Origin of the sequence: Dyella sp. OK004, from assembly GCF_900114495.1 — a bacterium.
GTDB lineage: Bacteria > Pseudomonadota > Gammaproteobacteria > Xanthomonadales > Rhodanobacteraceae > Dyella_D.
The window spans coordinates 545,214-566,119 of record NZ_FOZI01000001.1; the positions used below are offsets into that span (position 1 = coordinate 545,214).

Genomic DNA, 20,906 nt, shown 5'->3' on the forward strand with positions numbered 1-20,906 from the left:
CAAGAAATTACGCAATACGTATCCGGCCCTGGCTCAGCCCGTGTTCTGCAAGCCTTGCGACACGCCGTTCACACAAGCCACCAGCGCCCGCAGCAACGCGTCGTCCTCGCTGCCGGAAGCGCGCCAGCGCTGCAGCAGATCTACCTGCAACAGGCTCATCGGGTCGATGTAGGGATTACGCAGGCGGATCGATACCGCCAGCTTCGGCGTATCGCGCAGCAATTCGTCGCTGCCCTTCAGACGCAGCAGCCAGCGACTGGTGCGCTCGAACTCGTCGCGGATCAGGCCGAAGAACGGCTCGTGCAGCGGTCCGGCGAGACGCGAAAAGGCCTCAGCGATATCGAGGTCGCTCTTGGCCAGCACCATCTCCACGTCGTCCAGCATGTTGGCGAAGAACGGCCAGTCGCGCGCCATCTCGGCCAGCGCGGCTTCGCCGAATTCAGCGGCGCCGTGCTCCAGCGCTGTGCCCAGGCCATACCAGCCAGTGATGATGGAGCGGCATTGGGTCCAGGCGAACACCCAGGGAATCGCGCGCAGATCTTCCACGCCGCGCATGCTGCGGCGGCGCGATGGGCGTGAACCGAGCGTCATGCGTTCGATCACATCGATCGGCGTGGCGGAACGGAAGTAGTCGATGAATCCGTCGCGCTCCACAAAAGCGCGATAGGTCTGACGGCTGATGGACGACAATGCGGCCATGCGTTCGCGCCAGATCGCCTCGCGCTGCTCCACTTCGCGCGGACGCAGGCTGGCGCGCAGCACCGCGCCCACGGTCTGTTCCAGATTGCGCAATGCCAGCGCGCGGATGCCGTACTTGCGATGTATCACCTCGCCCTGTTCGGTCACGCGCAGCACACCAGCGACCGAACCGCGCGGCGACGACATCAGCGCCGGGGCGATGCGCGCGCCACCGCGGCTGGCGGAACCACCGCGGCCATGGAAGAAGGACAGGCGCACGCTCGCCTCGCCCGCCACTTCCAGCAATTCGACTTGCGCGCGCTGCAATCCCCAGCGCGACGCCAGGGTGCCACCATCCTTGCCGCTGTCGGAGTAACCGAGCATCACCCACTGGCGGCCACCGCGCGATTCGAGATGTGCGCGGTAGACGGGGTCGCCGAACAAGGCGCGCAAGGTTGCCGGCGCGTTCGCGAGGTCGTCGACGGTTTCGAACAAGGGCGCGATATCGAGCGGCACACCACCGTCCGAGGTCAGCCCGCCATGCCGCGCCAGCGCCAGCACTGCCAGCACATCCGCTGCCGAACGCGCCATGCTGATGATGTATAGCCCCAGGGCTTCGGCACCGTAGCGCTGTCGCGCGTCATGCAGCGTAGCGAAAACCGCTTTCAACGCTTGGGCGCCCTCGTCGCCACTTTCCCCGAAAGCGCGCTCGCCACTCGCATAGGCATGCAGACGCTCGATGCGCACCGCCGGACTCAGCGACACAAAATCCGCATCACCCGTCAGCGCCGCCAGCGCGTCGTCGTGCACGCGCGAATCCTGCCGCACATCCAGCCGCGCCAGATGAAAGCCGAACGTGCGCACGCGCCAGATCAGGCGCTGCACGGCGTAAGCACCCGCATGCAGGCCGCGATGGTCGAACAGGCTGTCGGCGATCAACTGCAGGTCGCCGATCAATTCCTGGGTGGAGGTATAGCCTTCCGGATGGTCGTCATCATGGGTGGCCTGCAGGCGTGCGCCGACCATGGTGAGGAAGCTGCGGTAGGGCATGTCGGCGTGGCGCGGCCGCACTTGCGCCGCGGCTTCAGGAAAGCGCTCGCGGTAGTCGGCAAGGCGCTGCGCCAGACGCGAGTCCACTGCGACCCGCCCTTCGGTCTGGCTGAGCAAACGCGCCAGGCCGGCGATGTCCGCGGCGTAATGTTCCAGTACGTGCGCACGCTGAGTACCCAGACTGGCGGCGATGGTGTCGGCGCCCACGTTCGGGTTGCCATCCATGTCGCCGCCTACCCAGGTGGCGAAGGCGAGTAGGCGCGGCAGCGCCACGGCCACGCCGTAGACTTCCTGCAAGGCATCGGCCAGCGACTCGTAGAGCGCGGGCACGATGCGATAGATCGGGTTGGCCAGATAGAACCCGACATGATGATGCTCGTCCTGCACGCTGGGGCGGATCGGCGAAGCCTCCGCCGTCTGCCAGCCGGAAGACAGCGCCATAAAGATGCGGTCGTCGTCCTCCTTGCGCTCCTGCGGCGTACGGCTGGGATCGAAGTTGTCGATCAGCGCGCGCACGATCGCCTGTTCTTTCTCCAGCAGCGAGCGGCGCATCGCCTCGGTGGGATGCGCGGTGAACACCGGCTCCACGCGCAACCGCGCCAGCCATTCAAGCAGTTCAGCGGCGCCGACGCCCTGCTCTTTCAATCGCGCCAGCACGTCCAGCAGTGATTCCGGCTGCGGCGCGCCGTCAGTGCGCTGATAGTCACGGCGGCGGCGTATGCGGTGCACGCGCTCGGCGATGTTGACGGCCTGGAAATACGTGGCGAAGGCGCGAGCCAGTGCTTCGGCGCGCTGCGTGTCCTGTCCGGTCAGCAAGCCCGCCAGCAAGGTGAGCGGCGCGCCTTCGTGGCGGCGCGCGATGGCGGCGGTGCGGATGCGTTCGACTTCATCGAAGAAATCCGGCGAGACCTGTTCGGCCAGCATGTTGCCGACCAGGGTGCCGAGTCGGCGTACGTCTTCGCGCAGTGGGGTGTCGTGCGGGGCGAACTCAGGACTGCGTTGTTGGCTCATCGATGCCACGGATTGGATGTCTGGACGGCCAAGACTACTCCAAGATTCCGGGCTTTTGTGCACTGCCACAAACGCCTCCCGCCCCTGTAGGAGCGCCCCCTGTGCGCGAACCGCGCCTACCTTCGCAGCGCCGGTCGCCCACAGAGCCTGCCCCGGACTTGATCCGGGGATGGGCTTCTACAAAAGGGAACGGGGTGCCCCAGGGGACTCACTTGCCGGCATCACCCGCCGGCTTCGCCGGCTTCACATAGCGTTCCAGCCATTGATTCGATTCGGCCAGCATTTCCATGATCGATTCGCGTGCGCGGTAGGCATGCGCTTCGTTCGGCAGCAGCACCAGTCGGGCGGTACCGCCCAGGCCTTTGATCGCCGCATAGAGACGTTCGCTCTGGATCGGGAAGGTGCCGGAGTTGTTGTCCTGCTCGCCGTGGATCATCAGCAGCGCGTCCTTGATGTGGTCGGCATAGTTGAACGGCGACATCGTGTTGTACACGTCCTCCGCCTGCCAGTAGTTGCGCTCTTCGGACTGAAAGCCGAACGGGGTGAGGGTGCGGTTATAGGCGCCGCTGCGTGCGATGCCGGCCTTGAACAGGCGCGTGTGCGCAAGCAGGTTGGCGGTCATGAAAGCGCCGTAGGAGTGGCCGCCGACCGCAATGCGATTGCGATCGGCGACGCCACGGCGCACGACCTCATCCACTGCCGCTTCCGCACTCGCCACCAACTGCGGGATGTAGGTGTCGTTCGGCTCCTTGTTGCCCTCGCCCACGATCGGCACCGCGAAGTTGTCGAGCACGGTGTAGCCCATCGCAAGGAAGGCCTGCGGTCCCCAGAAGCCGATGCGGTTGAAGCGGTACGGCGAATCGGTGACCTGGCTGGCCGCCTCGGCTGATTTGAACTCGGTGGGATAGGCCCACATCAGCATCGGACGCGGGCCGTCTTTCTTCGGATCGTAGTTGGGCGGCAGATACAGCGTGGCGGTGAGCTCCACACCGTCCTTGCGCTTGTAGCGGATCTGTTCCTTTTTCACGCCTTTGAACTGCGGCGTGGGATGCGGGAAATGCGTGAGTGCGCGCGGCGTCGAAACCTTGGCGCTCATATCGCGAACAAAAAAGTTGGTCGGCTCCTCGGGCGACTCGCGCGAGGTAAGCAGACGCTGCCCTTCGGTATCCAGCACCACCTGCGGCGCTTCGTAATACGGTGCCTGCGAATGGAACAGGCGGGCGGCCTGCCCATCGCGCAGATTGACCTTGTCCACGAAGGGACGATTGCCCTCCGGCGAGGCGCCTTCGCCGAGCCGGAAGATGCTTTCGCCATCGGCCGCGATCAGCAAGCGCGACTCGCCGTGTTCGTCCTTGACGGTGACCGGCTTGCCGGGGTTCTTGTAGCGATCTTCCGAAGAGCCTTCGCGCACCAGTTTGGGCGCCTGTTCCGGATGATCGGGTGCCACGCGCCACTCTTTCACCTGGCGCGTCTTCCACCAGAACTCATTGATCAAAGCCAGATTGCCATTGCCCCAATAAGTGCCCGCGTAGCGCGTGGCCAGCTTCGCCAAGGTAACGGGTGCCTGATCGAACGGAGCGGGCTGCATCAGCACGGCGTCGCGGATGTCGGCTTTGCGCGCGGGGTCGCCGCCGTCCTGCGCTTCGGCCCATACCAGAGTGGCCGGCGCGTCGCTGCGCCACTCGATGTCGCGCACGCCGGTGCGCACGGCATCGTTGCCGGTGGGCAGGCCTTCGATCAGCGGCTGATTGGCGATCTCTTTGACCAGCTTGCCGCTGAGATCGAGTACCTCGATATGGCGGGGGAATTCGGTGACCGGCACCAGATAGGAGAATGGACGCGCGACGCGCTCGCGCAGCAGATAGCGGCCATCCGGCGATGCGTCGACCGACAGGATCAGCGCCGGCTCGCCCACGCGGGTTACTTTGCCTTGCAGGTCGACCAGGGCCGATTGCGAGCGCAGGTAGTGCTCGAACACACGTGCGTCGTCCTCGTTGCGCAGCATGTCCTGGTAAGTGCGGATCGCTTTGACACCACCGCCAGCCTGAGTCTCCTGCACGTTGGGGCCGGCAGGAATGTCGCTGGAGGCCGGCGCTGCGCCCTGCCCTTCGGGGCGTAGCTGCACCAGCAATTGCTGGCTGTCCGGCATCCAGACATAGCCGCGACCCGCCACGGTGTTCAGCGGGAGCGTGGTGAGTCGGCGCGCGCTGTGCGCGGCCACGTCCACCAGCCACAGCTCATTGCTGCCCGACTTGGCGTCGACCTGATTGAAGGCGAGGTAACGCTGGTCCGGCGACCAGCTGGAAGTGGCGATGGACAACGACTGCGGTAGGCCCTGCAAACGGATCTCCTTGCCGCTGGCGATATCCATCAACCACAGGTCGCTGCCAAACAAGAAGCGGCTTTCAGCATAGGTGCGCGGATTGATGCGCAAGCCGGCCAACTTCAATTCCGGCTGGGCGACTACATCGATGCCGGGCAACGCTGGCGCTTGCGTCAGCGCGAGCAGATCGCGATGCGGGCTGATCGACAGCTGCGGCGGGCGGGGCGCGTCGACCAGCGCCTGCAGCGGCTTGGGCGGCAACTGATACCCGCTGGTTGGCGCCGCCGTGGCAGCGACTGGTGCGGCCTGCGAGTACGACACCGGCGAGTGCAGCGCCAGCGGCAGCGCCACGAGCAGGAGGCCGGCAAGAACGCGGCGTGGGAGGGTTCTATCCATGTCGAGGCAGCACCGTAGCCGAAGGAATTTGCGACCTTAGCGGTGCCGCGGGTGCCAGACCCTAGGCCATCAGTCATGTCCGCCAGTACGGGCCATCAAATCCCCCCCGAGAACCCGGACGGGACTGACGCTATAATCTGCGGCTGTCGCCGAGGGGCGCTGCGACCGTGGACGGTTTAGCCACGGCCAGGCTCGGCGGATAGCCTTTGTAACGGCGCCCGGTCAACGATGCGACATACCCGTCGCGATCACCGGAGCTACGCCATGAACGCAGTCACCAAAGATTCCGCCACGCAGGACTTCAAAGTCCGCGATATGTCTCTCGCCGAACTCGGCCGCCGCCGTATCCGCATGGCCGAAGAGGAAATGCCGGGTCTGATGCAGATCCGCGCCCGCTACGCCAAGGACCAGCCGCTGAAGGGCGTGCGCCTGTCCGGCTCGTTGCACGTCACCAAGGAAACCGCCGTGCTGGCCGAGACGCTGCGCGCGCTCGGCGCCTCGGTGCGCTGGGCCTCGTGCAACATCTTCTCCACCCAGGACGACGTGGCCGCCGCATTGGCCGCCGGTGACCTGCCGGTGTTCGCCTGGAAGGGCGAGTCGCTGGAGGAGTACTGGGAATGCACGCTGGACATGCTGAGCCACCCGGGTGGCCTCGGCCCGCAGCTGATCGTCGACGACGGCGGCGACGCTACCTTGTTCATCCACAAGGGCGTTGAACTGGAAGATGGCGACAACTGGGTCAACACCCCCAGCGGCAACCACGAAGAGCAGGTGATCAAGGATCTGCTCAAGCGCGTGCACGCCGAACGTCCGGGCTGGTTCAAGAAGATCGCCGCCGAATGGAAGGGCGTGTCCGAAGAGACCACCACCGGCGTGCATCGCCTGTACCAGATGATGGAAGCCGGCAAGCTGCTGGTGCCCGCGATCAACGTCAACGACTCGGTCACCAAGTCGAAGTTCGACAACCTGTACGGCTGCCGCGAGTCGCTGGCTGACGGCATCAAGCGCGCCACCGACCTGATGGTCGCTGGCAAGGTGGCCGTGGTCTGCGGTTACGGCGATGTGGGCAAGGGTTGCGCGCACTCGCTGAAGGGCTTCGGCGCGCGCGTGATCGTCACCGAGATCGACCCGATCAACGCCCTGCAGGCGGCGATGGAAGGTTTCCAGGTCACCACCATCGAAGACACCCTTGGCTTGGGTGACATCTATGTCACCACCACCGGCAACAAGGACATCATCACGCTGGAGCATATGGCGGCGATGAAGAACAACGCCCTGGTCTGCAACATCGGTCACTTCGATAACGAGATCCAGATCGATCGCCTCAACACCGCCAAGGGCGTGACCCGCGAGACCATCAAGCCGCAGGTCGACCGTTACACCTTCCCCACCGGCAATAGCATCTACATGCTGGCCGAAGGTCGCCTGGTGAACCTGGGTTGCGCGCATGGCCACCCGAGCTTCGTGATGTCCAACAGCTTCTCCAACCAGACGCTGGCCCAGCTCGACCTGTGGGCGAACAAGGACAAGTACGAGAAGACCGTGTATCGCCTGCCGAAGAAGCTGGACGAGGAAGTCGCCCGCCTGCACCTGGAGCAGATCGGCGTGAAGCTGACCAAGCTGACGCCGGAACAGGCCGCTTACATCGGTGTGCCGGTGGAAGGTCCGTACAAGCCGGACCATTACCGCTACTGATCGGCTGCCGTCAGGGCATGTAGCAAAGCGAAGCGCGCGGCATCAGCCGCGCGCTTTTTTGTTGGTAGAGGTGTCGCAAGGGCTTACCCCTCCCCAACCCTCCCCTGCAGGCAGGGGAGGGAGCATGGCGTCGCAAGCGTTTAGCTCCTCCCCCTGCTTGCGACGCAAAGCTAGTCCCGTGGGACAGGGGGAGGCCGGGAGGGGGTGAACCCTTGCAACACCCCTCCAGCAGGGCGGCTCTTACGCCGCTCTTTCTTACGCTATGAACTTGCCCGGTATCCGCCCCGGAATGCAGTGCTAGCATGGCCGTCCAAACGACGACGCCATCATGTTTCGTCGCGCAAGCGGATGGTGCCTATGGGGGAGCTCCGTCAATATCGAGTGCCGGCGATCGTGCTGGGCCGCGGCGCCACAGCGCTGGGCATTTTGCGTTGCCTGCATATCGCCGGCATTCCTACCTACGTCGCCTGCCCTGCCGGTGATCTGACGACGCATTCGCGCTGGTTCCGTCCCACACCGGGATCCGCGCCGTGGGATGGGACGCTGGGATCGCAGGCTTACGAAGCGCTGCGCCATATGCCGCTCGACCAGGCCGTGTTGATTCCGGGCGCCGACGACGCCGCGCTATGGCTGACCGATCTGCCGCAAAGCGATCTCGGTGCGCGCTTTTCGCTGAGCACCAGCTCACGCGAAACCCAGGAAATCCTGCAGGACAAAGCGCGTTTTTCAGCCCACCTCGACACACTGGGTATTCCCAAGCCGCGCACCTACCGCATTGATTCGGTCGCCGATATCGAGGCAATTCCGTTCGAGTCGCTGGATCGCGTCTTCATCAAGCCAGTGAACTCGCAGCAGTTCAGCGAAGTTACTGGCGTCAAAGGTGTCTGGGTCAAACGCCGGGAAGATCTTCGCGAGAACTGGCAGCGCCTGCACACGCAGGGCTTCACTCTGATGGCGCAGGAGTACGTACCCGGCACGCCAGCCGATCACTATTTTGTCGATGGCTTCCGCGACCGCGAGGGCGTGCTGACTGGTTTGTTCGCGCGGCAACGCATCCGCATCTCGCCGCCGGATTTCGGTAATAGCTCCTACTGCCACAGCATTCCACTGGATCAGGTGCAGGCGCCCATCGAGTACATGACAGCATTGCTGGCCAGCCTGCAGTACCGCGGCATCTTCAGCGCTGAGTTCAAGCGCGACGCGCGCGACGGGGTGTTCCGCATCCTGGAGGTGAATACACGCGCGTGGACGTACGTGGAGTTCGCCGCGCGCTGCGGCGTGAATGTCTGCGAGATGGCTTACCAGGATGCGCTGGGCCTGCCGGTGACCCGGGCCCCTGCCGGCTATCCGGTCGGCGCGGGCTGTGTGGATCTTTATCGCGACCTCAGCACGGTGCGGGCCCAGCCGTCGGCGGCGCGCGGACCGATGATCAAAATCCTGGGGCAATGGGCGAGCGCCCATTTCCACTCGTTCCGACTGGACGACCCGCAGCCGGGTCTGCGGTTCGCGGGACAGGTGATTTCACAACAGCTGAAACGGCGCCGGTAGGAGCGCACCTTGCGCGCGATCGGAGCGAGACCAGTGAGCACGGGAATCGCGCGCAGGGTGCGCTCCTACAGTCCTCAAGACGGGACATATATCGCTTTATCGCGAGAGAGAGATATATACTCCGCACACTGCCCGTCGGATCCGTGCAATGCCATCGATCAGCTTCGAATTCTTTCCGCCCAAGACCGAAGAACAACGCGACCAGCTGGACCGCGCCGCCAAGTCGCTGAAATCGCGCAAGCCTGACTACGTGTCCGTCACCTTCGGCGCGGGTGGCTCCACTCTGAGCTATACCGGCGAAACCGTGGCCCGCCTGCATCGCGAACACGGTTTGGACGTGGCGCCGCACCTATCCTGCATGGGCGGCACGCGCTCGGAGATTGCCGACCTGCTGGATAGCTATCGCGCGGCCGGTTATCGCCGTCTTGTCGCACTGCGCGGCGATCTGCCTTCAGGCATGGCCTCGCCGGGCGATTTCCACTACGCCTCGGAACTGGTCAGCTTTATCCGCAAGCACAGCGGCGATCACTTCCATATCGAGGTGGCGGCGTATCCGGAAACCCACCCACAGGCCGATGACGCGCTGGTCGACCTGCGCCATTTCAAGGCCAAGGTGGATGCAGGCGCCAATGGTGCGATCACCCAGTACTTCTTCAACGCCGATGCGTATTTCCGTTTCGTGGACGACGTGCGGCGACTGGGCGTGAAGGTACCGATCGTGCCGGGCATCATGCCGATCTCCAATTTCAGTCAGCTCAAGCGCTTCTCCGACGCCTGCGGTGCCGAGATTCCGCGCTGGATTGCCAAGCGCATGCAAGCGCACGGGGACGATGTCGAATCGATCCGCGAGCTCGCCGCCGACGTGGTTGCTCAACTGTGCCGCCGCCTGCTGGAAGGCGGCGCGCCGGGGCTGCACTTCTACACGCTCAATCGCGCCAAGGCGACGCAGGCGATTCTGGATCGGCTGCACGGCTGACGCCGTGCGGCCAGCGTATGCTGCCGGCATGCGCCTTCCCTTCTTCGTTGTCTCGCTGTTGCTATGCGTGTCACTGCATCCCGCCACCAGCTTTGCCCAGGCCGGCATCCATCGATGCATCAGTGCCGATGGCCATCCGCTTTTCACTGACCAGCAATGCACCGCGTTGAATGCAACGCCGGTGCAGCCGGCACCCCGGCCCCCCACGACGCCAAGCGCTACGACCACGCCCGCCAGCGAGCCACCGCCGATTCTGTGTGCTTCCAACGTTGCTGAGCTGCGCCAGAGCGTCACCGACGCCTTCGCCACTCGCGATCCCAATCGCCTGGCGGGGCTGATGTTGTGGGGCGGCTATGGGCGTAATGCCGCGGTGGCGGATATCCGCACCCTGACCGCGTTGATGCAGCGGCCGCTGCTGGATTTCGGCGAGGACCGGGCCGGGCAACCGCCGGCCCCGGCGCCCGCCAACGATCTGTACAACCTTGATACAACACCGATGGCTGGCAGCAGCAGCGCCCAGCCTCCGCCGCCGCCCGCACCAGCCGAACACCGGTTGGTGGTGCGCACCGCTGCCAGCGACGGCAGCGGCGTGCCGCACGAGACCCGTTTTGCCATCGTTCGCCAATCCGGCTGCCTGTGGCTGCGTAACGCCGAGTGACCCTGCGGAAGCTGGCCGAAAGGCCCGCTACCGCGGCAGCGGCTATCATGTCGCTCATTTTTCCGGAGAACCGACATGGCGCAGCAGTATCCCGAATGGATCTGGCAGAACGGCCAGATCAAGCCCTGGCGCGAAGCCACCACGCATGTGATGTCGCATGCGCTGCACTACGGCTCGTCGGTGTTCGAAGGCATCCGTAGCTATGCCACTCCGGACGGTGCCGCCATCTTCCGCCTCACCGACCATCTCAAGCGCCTGTACCAGTCGGCCAAGATCTACGACATGGTGCTGCCACATACGCAGGACGAGATCGCTACCGCCTGTCGCGACGTAATCAAGAAGAACGGCCTTGGCGCCGCGTACCTGCGCCCGGTGGCTTACCGCGGTCTGGGCGGTTTCGGCCTCTCGGCGGAAACACCGATCGATGTGGCTGTGGCGGCTTGGCCGATGGGCCCTTATCTCGGGCCGGAGGCACTGGAAAGCGGCATCGACGCCTGCGTGTCGAGCTGGCAGCGCTTTGCACCCAACACCATTCCGGCGGGCGCCAAAGCCGGTGGCAACTATCTCTCCGGCCAGCTGATCGCACGTGAGGCGCGTCGCCTCGGTTTCGGCGAAGGTATTGCGCTGGCCTCCACCGGCCTGCTCAGCGAAGGCGCGGGCGAGAACCTGTTCCTGGTGTTCGACGGCGTACTGCACACCACGCCGGCCAGCGCCTCGATCCTCACCGGTATCACCCGCCACACGCTGATCACGCTGGCGCGCGAAGACGGCATTGAAGTGATCGAGCGCGATATCCCGCGTGAATTCCTGTATCTCGCTGATGAGCTGCTGATGTGCGGCACCGCTGCCGAGATCACCCCGATCCGCTCCGTGGATGGCAAACAAGTTGGCGCCGGCAAGGCTGGGCGCGTCACGCGTCGCATGCAGGAACTGTTCTTCGGCTTGTTCAACGGCAAGACCAACGATCAGTGGGGCTGGCTGGAGCCGCTGTAAGCAGCTCCGTCACGTCATCGCACGACACTCCCTCCCCTGCTCGCAGGGGAGGTGGACCGTGAGCACAGCGGTCCATCTACTCGCTTGCTACCTCCAGCATCCCCGCAGGCTCGACCGCCCGCTCGCCACGCGTGACCTGCTCACGCAACAGCTCCATGAAGACACGCTCCAGTGCATCAACCTCATCCAGGCTCATGCACTGCTCCTCGCCAACGTAGACGAAGCGCAGCCGACCGTGCAACGAAAAGGCCAGGATGCCGAGGACGCGCACGCCGAAGGAGCGCACGGACAGGCTGAATTCCTCCAGATGGAACGGCGCGTCCGGTTCCAGCAGCTCGATCGATCCCAGGTTGGAAAAGGAAAACTGGTTCCAGTTGCCGTTGCGGCTCAACGCATCGCCGAGCCGCACGATGGAGCGGACCTTGCCGTCTGAGGGCGGCTTGAGCATCTCGCAGAAGCGGTACTTGTCGGGAATGTCCTGCAGCTCCTGCTCGATCTTCTCGCCCATCTCCCGATAGATGTCCCGCGCCCGCGCCCATAGATCGGCGCCGCGCTCGCGGCCGACCGCGATCTTGAAGCTACCACCACCGAAGAACAGCGTGTCGTCCTTGAGCAGGGACAACCTGCCGCGCCGCGCATCAACTGGGCTGTCGATGCGCGTGGGCACCCGCTTGCCCAGCGCCGCCTGCAAGGCTTGATCGAGGATAGCCAGCAACGCCGCATGCATCGACACCTGCTCACGTCTGCAGCGGTGCTTCAAGATGGAAGTGAGCGCCGCATCCGCGTGCCATTCCCGCCGCACCGGATCACGGCGCAGCGCCTGGCGCGAAGGCGGGACCAAGCTGACCAGACCATTGATCGCTGCAGCGACCAGGCGGCGCTTGCGTTCGGCTGAGCTGCGTGACTTGCCGGCGATGTCCAGGGGACTGACCGGCGCATAAGGCAACAACGGCTGCTCGCGATGCAATCCGCTCAGCAATTCCTTCGCCACGATCAAAACGCTCATGCCATCGCAGATACGATGCGCCGCCGTGATCAGCAACAGCCCACCGTGATCTGTGCGCAGCCAGGCCACGCGCAGCTGCGGCTCGTCGAGGGTGAAGGCAGCGGACTCTTCGCGCTCGATTTCGCGAGCGACATCCTGTTCCGTCGTGCATGTTGCCGTGCGCAATGGCACCGGACCGGCCACATCCAGTTCGTAGTACAACCCGTCGCGCTCTTCGCGCATCAGCATGCGTAGTGCCGGATGCTTGCGCTGTACACGGTCCAGCGAGGTGCGCAGGCGCTCCACCGGCAGCGTACCGGTGATGACGAGCCGATACGTGAGGTTGCCGTCGATCAGGCGTTCGATCGTGGTGAGCTTTCGCTTCATGGCCCCTATTCCGCGGCGACCGAAGGGCCGCCGGCGAGCGATCCACCCCGCGCCGGCATTTTTTTGCAGAACGCGGCGATGTGCGGATGCAGGCTTTCGAACGTGCCCAGTCTCCCCAGGCGTCCATCGATATAGCCGCAGGCTACTGCCAGCACCTTGCGAAGTTTTTGCGGCTCGAACAGCAGGACGTTGAGCGACTGGTGCAGCGCCAGCAGGCCACCCAGCCAATGCAGCGCCCAGTGCGCCCGGTACAAACGCAGGGTGACAACGCCATTGCGCGCGCCGTAGTAGCGCCGCCAGGCCGGATGATTGGTGGTGAACATGCGACCGTGGCGCTCGATATCGCCGGTGGTCTGGCGCATCGTTACCGCCGCATTCATATAGACCGGGATGTCCTGACTGTTGGCGCGCAGCCCGTACTCGATGTCGATGTACTCAATGAAATAGTCCTCGCGGAACGCACCCAGGCGGCGATAGGCCTGTGCAGAAATCGCCGAGCCAGAGGAAATCACGAACAGAGTTTCGAACAGTCCCTCCGTCGGCTCGCTCATCTTTAATGGCTTGGGCCAGCGTCGCCCGGGCGGCAACACCACCATGAACTTTTCGAGGTTGATCTCGTAGATCTTCGGGCCGAGGATGAATGCCTCGCGTTCCATGCGTTCGCAGGCCTGCATCATCGCGCCGAAAAAATTCTCACCGATGTCCGAATCCTGATCGAGCAGGAAGATCACCTCGCAGCCGCGTTCGAGCAGAATTTCGGCGCCGCGGTTGTAGGCTCCGGCGAGCCCGCCACGATTGGCGTTGTGCAGCACCGTCGTGCCCTGCTGCCGCAGCACTTCGTAAAGCGCCGGGTTGGGCTGCGGCGAGTTGTCCACGACGATCAGGTTCTGCGCCACCACCGCTTTGTCCAGATTGCGCAGAAACGCTTCGGTGGGGTGGTAGAGCACGAAGATCAGGCCGTAGCTTTTCATAGGCTCTCCGCGGGCAAGGGGATGGCGGCGCCCGTGCCAGAAGCGATCGACGCCGGCAACGTCGCGGCGGCCTGCAGCAGTTCCATTGCTAATTGGCGGATCTGCTCCGCTTGTGTGCGCGACAGCGAGCTCTCGTCCGAGATGAAGGCGATATCCAGCCCCTCTGCGAAACCAGCGATGGTGATCAGGTTCGCCGGAGTCGGCTCCAGCAAGGCCGAGGGGGCATGAATGGCTTCCAGGCGGAAACTGCCGTAGTTCTGCGCCGGGGCATCCAGACGTCCCAGATAGGACAGCGAAACGCTACGACCACTTCGCCGCGAGCGCGAATAGGCAACCAAGCGATCGAACAGCGGGTGTAGCTGCTCAAGGCCGAGCAGTTGCTCATAGACCGTTGGCGCCAGGCGATCGATCTTGCGGCGCATGTCTTCGTGCAACGCGCGCGCCAGAGTCCAGAAGTCGGCGCTGCCGGCCTTGGCTTTGCGGCTGCCAAACGACAGCCGCACGGTCGGTGCCATGGTGAACAGCGCACCGCCTTGCAGCGCCGGCAAGTAGCGGCGCGCGTCGACCGGCGCAACGAATTTGTCCACGCCGCGAACGCCGCGCACCGACCAGCAGGCCAGCATGAAGGCGGTGCACAAGGCGGCGAACATGCCGACGCCTTCATCCTTGCTGCGCCGGACCAAAGCCTGCACCGTCGCGGGCTCGATCGACCAGCGCAGGGTATACACCGGACCGTAGCTCAATGGCGGACCGATACGTTGTAAGCGGATCAACCATGTGAAAAGTGCGGCCTTCCAGCGTGCGCGCCGTTGCAGCCAACGGTCGCCCTGCGCCTCAGGCGGCACCACGTCTGCACCGCTATACAGCGCGAAGCGGCGCCCGAGTTTGGCCTCGGGGCGACCGCAAACGGTCAGGATGTCCTGCAGCAGCCCCACGGCCGAAAGGCCGTCGCAAATGCAGTGATGGCAACTCAGCAGCACGTCGCTGCGTCCATCGCCACGTAACCACACCAGCCGGACCAACGGTTCGAGCCGGCCGTCGAACAAGCGCTCGCATTCGAAGCGCGCTTGCTCCTGCCAATCGTCGTCGCTCTGTCGCTCGACAATGCGTACGGCAATGGGCGGTGGCGTTGCTTGCTGCACGAACCATGGGCGGCCGTCGGAGCCCTGCTCTACCAGGCATTGCAACACGGCGTGTCTGGCCTGCACTCGGTCCAGGGCAACGCGCAGGTGCGCCTCGTCCAGCGTGCCCGCAAGCGTTGCCGGCAGCACAAATGCCACCGGCCGCTGGCCGTCGAGATACATGCCTCGCTCAAACAACGCGAAGGGACGCTTTGCCGTCATGCCACGCTCCGTTCCTTTCCTTGGGACACTTCAACGACATCGGGTTCGCCGAGCAGGCCCCAGCGCCGCAGATGACGCAGAGCCTCGCCCACGCCGTCTTCGGCACGTACCGCCCGACCCAGCGCCTCTGCTTCCTGCATCATGGATGGCTGCTGCATCGCGGCCAGCGCTGTCGCCAGGACATTCGCATCAAGATGCTCGCGGTCCAGTGCAGGCGGCGCCACGCCACGGCGCTGCAAGCAGCGCGCCCAGAACGGCTGATCGCCGTAGAACGGCACGACGGCTGAAGGAATACCCGCACGCACTGCCGCGGCCGTAGTGCCCGCGCCGCCGTGATGCATGGCGCCGGCCATGCGCGGGAAGAGCCAATCGTGCGGCGCCTGACGCAGCCCAAAGATCTGTTCGTCCAGCGCTCCTTCGGCGATCTCCAGTCCACCCCAGCCGGCCGCGAGCACCGCACGCCGGCCGCTCTTGCGCACCCCTTCCAGCACGATGCGGGTGAACGCCGCAGCCTGATTGCTGACCATGCTGCCGAAGCCGATATAGACCGGCTTCGGCCCTGCGGCGAGGAAGTCGCCGAGGTCGGCCGGCGGGGTCCATGCCGGCGGATCGAAAAACCAGTAGCCGGTGACCTGGGAGCTGTCAGGCCAATCTGCCGGCCGCGCCAGTACGTGCCGACTGAAGCCGTTGATCACCTTCGCGTCCAGCGCCATGCGCCCGAGATAAGGACCGTGCCAGGGATAGCGAGGCAGGCCCAGCCGCGGCCGCACGATGTCGTTGATCGCCGGATGCATCACATGCCACACCAGCAGATACAGCAAGTGATGTGCTGCAAGGCTGAGCGCGCCGGGCAAGCGTTCGCGCGAACCACTCAGCACCATGGGCGGCAATAAACGCGAAGGGGTCAGCGGCTGCAGCCGGGCGATCGCGAACGGCACTCCGCATCGTTCGGACAGCGCCTTGGCCAGCAAGGTGCTATTGCTCACCCCGATCAGCAGGCCGGCGTTCTCGCTCGCCGCCAGTCCTTCGTCGACCCAGTGCACGGCCCATTGCGCGTAGCGTTCGCGAAAGATGCGCGCCATCGCACGCAGGTTCAGACCCTGATCGGCGATGCTGCGGTCGGCCTCCAGCATGGCCTGGAAATCGGCGGTCAATGGGAAGAATTCCAGACCCGCCTCACGCACCAGCGCGGCGAAGTTGCTGCTGGTCGCGATACGCACCGGATAGCCCGCGCGACGTAGCCCTTGTCCCAATGCCACGCAGGGCCGCACATCACCCTGAGTGCCGATAGTGAAGATCACGATGGGTTTATGCATGGCCGGCCCGCTCAGGCATACACCGCAGCGAGGTCCTGCTGCGCTGACGGCAGTACCGGCAGGCGCTCATCCAGGATGTCGGACAGACGGTGCCGCAAGACCGTCCCGATCTGTGCCGCCGGCGCGGGATCCAATACCGCCTCGTGGTGGCATGCCAGCTCGCGCACTTCGATACGCCGTCCGATGAAGGCGCGCCACGCCGAGGGGCGATGATCGAGGATGCCATCCAGGTCGCCTTCGCTCTCGGTCGCGTGGAAATAGAGCAGATCCAGATCCACCCTGTGCGGCGCGTATTGCCGCGCCAGTTCCAGGTTGTTGCGCATTACCGCGAACAAGTGCTCGATAAATTGCGGATGGCTCTTGATGACTTCCTGCACGAGCGGGATCGAACGGGCGTTGTAGCTGTGCAGTAGCAGAGCGGCCAGCTCCTTGAGGGTCTGCGGCGCGTTCTCGCGCACGTGCTCATGCAAGCCGAGGAAACTCAGAGCAGCACGCACCTCCTTGGCCTCTTCGCGCGGCCGAGAGCGCTCGCCTGCGGCAAACAGGTAGCTGTCGATCATGGCCAGCAGCTCCACTCTCTCACCCATCGCCAGCAATTGCTCAGCCATGGCGTGGCCGATCAGGCCGCCCAGCGAACGCCCAACCAGACGGTACGGCCCTTGCGGCTGGATGCGCTGGATCTGCGCCAGGTAATCCGCCGCCACCTCCTCGATGCTGCCCGGCAAACGCATGTCTCCGCGCAGACCGCGTGACTGCAGGCCATACACCGGCACGGCGGGATCGAGGTGGCGCAACAGGCTGGAGAAGCCCAGGCTGAGACCTATCATGGGGTGGATACAGAACAACGGCCGCGGCTGCGCTTTGCTGACCTCGCGCAATTTGGGCGGCGCGCGCAACACCAGCATCTCACCCAGTGGATCGTTGTGCCCGCCGCTGAGCCGCTCGACGAAGACCGCCAGACTGGCCACGGTGGAGGCTTCGAACAGGCTGCCCAAGGGCAGCTCCATGCCGAACTCCTCGGGGAAGCTCGCCACCATCTCGACGGCGGTCAGCGAGTCTCCGCCAAGTTCGAAGAAATTGTCGTGCAGGCCCACCCGCTCGACACGCAACAGGCGTTGCCACAACCCGGCCAATTTGTGCTCGACTGGCGTGCCCGGCTCAACGAATGTGGTACGGGCGACACGGTCTGGCGTCGGCAGCGCGCGACGATCGAGCTTACCGTTGGGTGTCAGCGGCATAGCGTCCAGTACGGTGAAACTGCCCGGCAGCATATGCTCCGGCAGCCAGCGGCCCAGAAACACGCGGAGCTGATCAATATTCAGATTAGAAGCTTCGCGTGGCACGACATAGGCGGCCAGCACCACGGTGCCATGGGCGTCGCGCGGTGCAGTCACCGCCGCCGCCGCGATCGCAGAGTGCTGGGCCAGCAAGTTTTCGATCTCACCCAGTTCGACGCGATGACCACGAATCTTCACCTGGGTGTCGGCGCGTCCGATGAATTCGAGCAGCCCGTCGTCGCGCCAACGCACCAGATCGCCTGTGCAATACATGCGGCTGCCGTCAACAGCGAAGGGATCGAGCGGAAAGCGTTCTTCGGTCAGCTGCGGGCGACGCAGATAGCCCTTGGCCACCCCGGCCCCGCCGATGCACAGCTCGCCGACGGCGCCCGTTACCACCGGCCGCCGTGCGGCATCGACAACGTACAGGCGAGTGTTGAGGATAGGGCGTCCGATCGGTGGTGTGCCGGAACCGATCTCCTCCAGTTCGTAGGCCGTAGACCACACTGTCGTTTCGGTGGGACCGTAGAACTGAGTCACCCGCGCCGCAGCAGCCTTGAGCCGTGCGGCGAGCTCCGCGCCGAGGGCCTCGCCGCCGACCAGCGCGTGCACATGTGCCAGGCGGGTTTCCGGACTGGCCAGCAAGATGCGCCATAGCGAGGGCGTAGCCTGCACATGCGTGACGCCGCTGCGCTGGATCAGCCGCGCCAGTTCCAGCGGCTGCTGTGCAGCGCCGCTGCCTGCCATCACTACACAGGCACCCACCATGAGCGGCAAATACAGCTCGAGTCCCGCGATGTCGAAGATCACCGTAGTAACAGCGAGGAAGCGGTCGCTGACCGCGGGCTTGAGCTGTTGCATCATGCCCTGCAGAAAGTTGGCCAGATTGCCGTGCGTCACCTCCACACCCTTGGGGCGGCCAGTCGAACCGGAGGTGTAGAGCACATAGGCGACACCATCGAGCTGGCTGAAATCCAGTTCGTCCCGCTGTTCCAACGCGACTGTGTCGAATTGCTCCGGCAACAGCCGTGCCATGCCCCCCATGGTCAGGCGTTCATGGATCTCGCCAGTAGCGATCAAGGCGATCGGCGCGGCATCGTCCAGCACCATGGCGATGCGCTCGGCCGGGCCGTCCGGGTCGATCGGCAAATAGGCCGCGCCGGCGTGCATGACGGCCAGCAGCACGACCAACAGCTGCTCGCTGCGCGGCAGCGCCACTGCAACGATGTCGCCGGGCTCGATGCCATCGGCGATCAACTGTTGTGCCTGGCGCAGGCTGTGCTGGCGCAGTTCGCGATAGCTCAACACGATGTCGCCAAAGATCACCGCGGGCGCGTCGGGCGTCAGCACAGCCTGCCGCGCGACCCGCGCCGGCAAGCTGTGCGGCTCGACCGGCCCGGCCGTGTCATTCCACGCTACCAACAGGCGATGCCGCTCGTCCTCGCCCAGCAGATCGATCTGTTGCAAAGGCAAGGATGGATCAGCCAGCACGCCTTCGATCAGGCGGCACAGGCGCCGGCGGTGCTCATCCAGCTCTTCCATGTCGTACAGCAGCGGATTGGCGTCCAGGTCAAACCGCAGGCCGGAATCAGTGCCGCGGTCATAGACGAACACCATCAGGTCTTCCGCCGAACTGTTCGACAAGTTGTGCGATACCGTGCCGGCGCCGGCGAAATCGAGCTGGTAGTCGAAAGGCTCGATATTGATCCCCAACCAGGCCACGCTGCGCCCCTGGCCGACCTGCGCAAGATCGCGGCGCAAGTCTTCGTAGCGGTACTGTTGATGGCGCAGCGCCTGACGCACCACGCGCGACACTTGTTCGAATAGCTGGGCGGCCGTCATGTCCGGCGCGAACTGCAGGCGGATCGCCACCACATTGGCGAACATCCCCGGCGCCTGACGCGTTGCGGCGTTGAGCCGTGCCGACACAGGCATGCCGAAAACCAGGTCGTCGGCGCCGGTGACGCGGTGGTAGTACGCCGCTACCAGGCCGATCAAAACCTGCGGCAGGCTCGCGCTTGTTGTCTTGCCCAGCTCTCTGAGCCGCCTCGTAGCCTCCGGCGACAGGTAACCCGTGCTGCGACACAGGCGGTCGCCCAGGCCTGGACGCTGGTGGCGACGCGACAGGGTGACTGCCTCAGGCAGTCCGGCCAGTTGCTCCATCCAGTACTCGCGGTCGCGGCGGAAGCGGTCCGAGTTGCGGTACGCGGCTTCCATCTCGACGGCAGTCGCTGCGGGACTGAACTCGCACGGCGCAGGCTCGCGTCCTTCCACCAGCGCCGTGTACAGCTCTGCTAGGCGCCGCGCCAGAAGTCCTCCACCGTAGCCATCCAGCACGATGTGATGCGCACGCTGGTACCAGATGTGGCAATCGTCGGCCAGCTTGAACAGGACGCTAGCCCACAGCGGGTCCTGCGCCAGGTCCGGATTCTGCGAAAACTCATCTTGCATCCATGCTTCGGCGGCGGCGCGCGGATCGGCCTCACCGCTCATGTCGAAGAATGGGAAGTCGCCCGGATAAACCGGACGGATCACCTGTCTCGGCTTGCCGTCGCGCTCGACGATGTTCGTGCGCATCATCTCGGCTTCGTCGACGAGGCTATGCAGCGCTTGGCGGAACAGCCCAGGCTCGACCGGCCCGCAGATTTCCACGGCCTCGGCGATATTCATGATGGCGCCGCCGGCGCCGATTTTGTTGTTCACCCATAGGCCGCGCTGGGCGATCGTCAAAGGCAGAGTATTGTCACGTTCGTCATTCATCGCATTACCCCCTGCAGCCGCCATCGCCGCACGCATCCGCTGCGCCGCGAAAAACAACCGCTACTACCGGCTGTATTTGCCCGGACCGTGGATTTGCTTTGGCCGGGAATCGCGCTCATAACTGCGGCCGAACGAAGCCGCCCTGGCCGATATCGGCCAAGTTTCAAAATCCTGCCTGTTACTGTTTTCTTGATGCACGCAGCCGCCCGCGCCGCTGCCGTTCAACCGTCGGCATTAGCCAAGACTGGTCGCTGGATAGCTACTCGACAACGGAACGGGGATTCCGCCTTGCGTAAATGGAGATACGCCAGAACAAAGGCCCTAACCGCTCTCGATAGCGAGTGTCTATGCCAGGCCCGGAGCTTGTCCATTGGGGCAAATGTGCGTCGAATCACACTTTGTGCAACGCAGCAGTATTTGTTTCTCGAAATGCGAAATTAATGGCGAAATATTCGTCAATGACGAATCAAATCAATACACGCGATTTTCATTAGCATGAAATTCACGTCAAGAAATACATTATCTCAACGCATTAACAG

Annotated in this window: 12 protein-coding genes and 1 riboswitch; of the genes, 5 read left to right on the forward strand and 7 right to left on the reverse strand. The window is 64.4% G+C overall.

What is annotated here, in order from left to right; translation table 11 throughout:
* Positions 1–33 precede the first annotated feature (33 nt).
* Complete coding sequence (gene ppc / locus BM338_RS02365) at positions 34–2,739, reverse strand: phosphoenolpyruvate carboxylase (RefSeq protein ID WP_090449160.1); 2,706 nt, start codon at positions 2,737–2,739, stop codon at positions 34–36.
* 208 nt (positions 2,740–2,947) lie between these two features.
* On the reverse strand, positions 2,948–5,458 hold the full coding sequence (locus BM338_RS02370; protein WP_090449161.1) for a S9 family peptidase: 2,511 nt from the start codon (positions 5,456–5,458) through the stop codon (positions 2,948–2,950).
* Positions 5,459–5,603: 145 nt separating this feature from the next.
* Positions 5,604–5,685: riboswitch (S-adenosyl-L-homocysteine riboswitch) on the forward strand.
* Between the two features lie 37 nt (positions 5,686–5,722).
* On the opposite strand from BM338_RS02370, the gene ahcY reads away from it, so the two are divergent.
* From ahcY to BM338_RS02395, 5 genes are all read left to right on the forward strand, one after another.
* A complete protein-coding gene (gene ahcY, locus BM338_RS02375; RefSeq protein ID WP_090449162.1) occupies positions 5,723–7,153 on the forward strand; it encodes an adenosylhomocysteinase in 1,431 nt (476 codons plus the stop codon).
* Between the two features lie 357 nt (positions 7,154–7,510).
* On the forward strand, positions 7,511–8,701 hold the full coding sequence (locus BM338_RS02380) for a carboxylate--amine ligase (protein ID WP_143109225.1): 1,191 nt from the start codon (positions 7,511–7,513) through the stop codon (positions 8,699–8,701).
* 148 nt (positions 8,702–8,849) lie between these two features.
* The gene (gene metF, locus BM338_RS02385) at positions 8,850–9,677 is read left to right on the forward strand and encodes a methylenetetrahydrofolate reductase [NAD(P)H] (protein ID WP_090449164.1); all 828 of its coding nucleotides are present in this window, start codon (positions 8,850–8,852) and stop codon (positions 9,675–9,677) included.
* Positions 9,678–9,681: 4 nt separating this feature from the next.
* Entirely contained in the window at positions 9,682–10,335 is a 654-nt protein-coding gene (locus BM338_RS02390; RefSeq protein WP_255367169.1) for a DUF4124 domain-containing protein, read from the forward strand.
* 75 nt (positions 10,336–10,410) lie between these two features.
* A complete protein-coding gene (locus BM338_RS02395) occupies positions 10,411–11,328 on the forward strand; it encodes a branched-chain amino acid transaminase (RefSeq protein ID WP_090449166.1) in 918 nt (305 codons plus the stop codon).
* 76 nt (positions 11,329–11,404) lie between these two features.
* On the opposite strand, the gene BM338_RS02400 is transcribed toward BM338_RS02395, so the two are convergent.
* The 5 genes from BM338_RS02400 to BM338_RS02420 are packed head-to-tail and all read right to left on the reverse strand — an operon-like array spanning position 11,405 to position 20,367.
* Positions 11,405–12,700 carry a condensation domain-containing protein gene (locus tag BM338_RS02400; protein WP_090449167.1) on the reverse strand — a complete coding sequence of 432 codons (1,296 nt, stop codon included), beginning with the start codon at positions 12,698–12,700 and terminating at the stop codon, positions 11,405–11,407.
* Positions 12,701–12,705: 5 nt separating this feature from the next.
* Positions 12,706–13,671 (reverse strand): glycosyltransferase family 2 protein, encoded by a 966-nt coding sequence (locus BM338_RS02405; RefSeq protein WP_090449168.1) that lies wholly within the window; start codon positions 13,669–13,671, stop codon positions 12,706–12,708.
* The gene (locus BM338_RS02410; RefSeq protein ID WP_090449169.1) at positions 13,668–15,014 is read right to left on the reverse strand and encodes a condensation domain-containing protein; all 1,347 of its coding nucleotides are present in this window, start codon (positions 15,012–15,014) and stop codon (positions 13,668–13,670) included. The genes BM338_RS02405 and BM338_RS02410 overlap by 4 nt, the downstream gene beginning before the upstream one ends.
* On the reverse strand, positions 15,011–16,330 hold the full coding sequence (locus tag BM338_RS02415; RefSeq protein WP_090449170.1) for a glycosyltransferase: 1,320 nt from the start codon (positions 16,328–16,330) through the stop codon (positions 15,011–15,013). Before BM338_RS02415 ends, BM338_RS02410 begins: the two co-directional genes overlap by 4 nt.
* Before the next feature lie 11 nt (positions 16,331–16,341).
* Positions 16,342–20,367, reverse strand: a complete 4,026-nt coding sequence (locus tag BM338_RS02420) for a non-ribosomal peptide synthetase (RefSeq protein ID WP_177229204.1) — start codon at positions 20,365–20,367, stop codon at positions 16,342–16,344.
* Between the last annotated feature and the right edge of the window lie 539 nt (positions 20,368–20,906).

Excerpts from the sequence above, each read along its gene's own strand:
- BM338_RS02410 (WP_090449169.1), bottom strand. The coding sequence starts at position 15,014 with ATGACGGCAAAGCGTCCCTTCGCGTTGTTTGAGCGAGGCATGTATCTC.
- BM338_RS02415 (WP_090449170.1), bottom strand. The coding sequence starts at position 16,330 with ATGCATAAACCCATCGTGATCTTCACTATCGGCACTCAGGGTGATGTG.
- BM338_RS02400 (WP_090449167.1), bottom strand. The coding sequence starts at position 12,700 with ATGAAGCGAAAGCTCACCACGATCGAACGCCTGATCGACGGCAACCTC.
- BM338_RS02370 (WP_090449161.1), bottom strand. The coding sequence starts at position 5,458 with ATGGATAGAACCCTCCCACGCCGCGTTCTTGCCGGCCTCCTGCTCGTG.
- BM338_RS02405 (WP_090449168.1), bottom strand. The coding sequence starts at position 13,671 with ATGAAAAGCTACGGCCTGATCTTCGTGCTCTACCACCCCACCGAAGCG.
- metF (WP_090449164.1), top strand. The coding sequence starts at position 8,850 with ATGCCATCGATCAGCTTCGAATTCTTTCCGCCCAAGACCGAAGAACAA.
- ahcY (WP_090449162.1), top strand. The coding sequence starts at position 5,723 with ATGAACGCAGTCACCAAAGATTCCGCCACGCAGGACTTCAAAGTCCGC.
- BM338_RS02380 (WP_143109225.1), top strand. The coding sequence starts at position 7,511 with ATGGGGGAGCTCCGTCAATATCGAGTGCCGGCGATCGTGCTGGGCCGC.
- ppc (WP_090449160.1), bottom strand. The coding sequence starts at position 2,739 with ATGAGCCAACAACGCAGTCCTGAGTTCGCCCCGCACGACACCCCACTG.
- BM338_RS02420 (WP_177229204.1), bottom strand. The coding sequence starts at position 20,367 with ATGAATGACGAACGTGACAATACTCTGCCTTTGACGATCGCCCAGCGC.
- BM338_RS02395 (WP_090449166.1), top strand. The coding sequence starts at position 10,411 with ATGGCGCAGCAGTATCCCGAATGGATCTGGCAGAACGGCCAGATCAAG.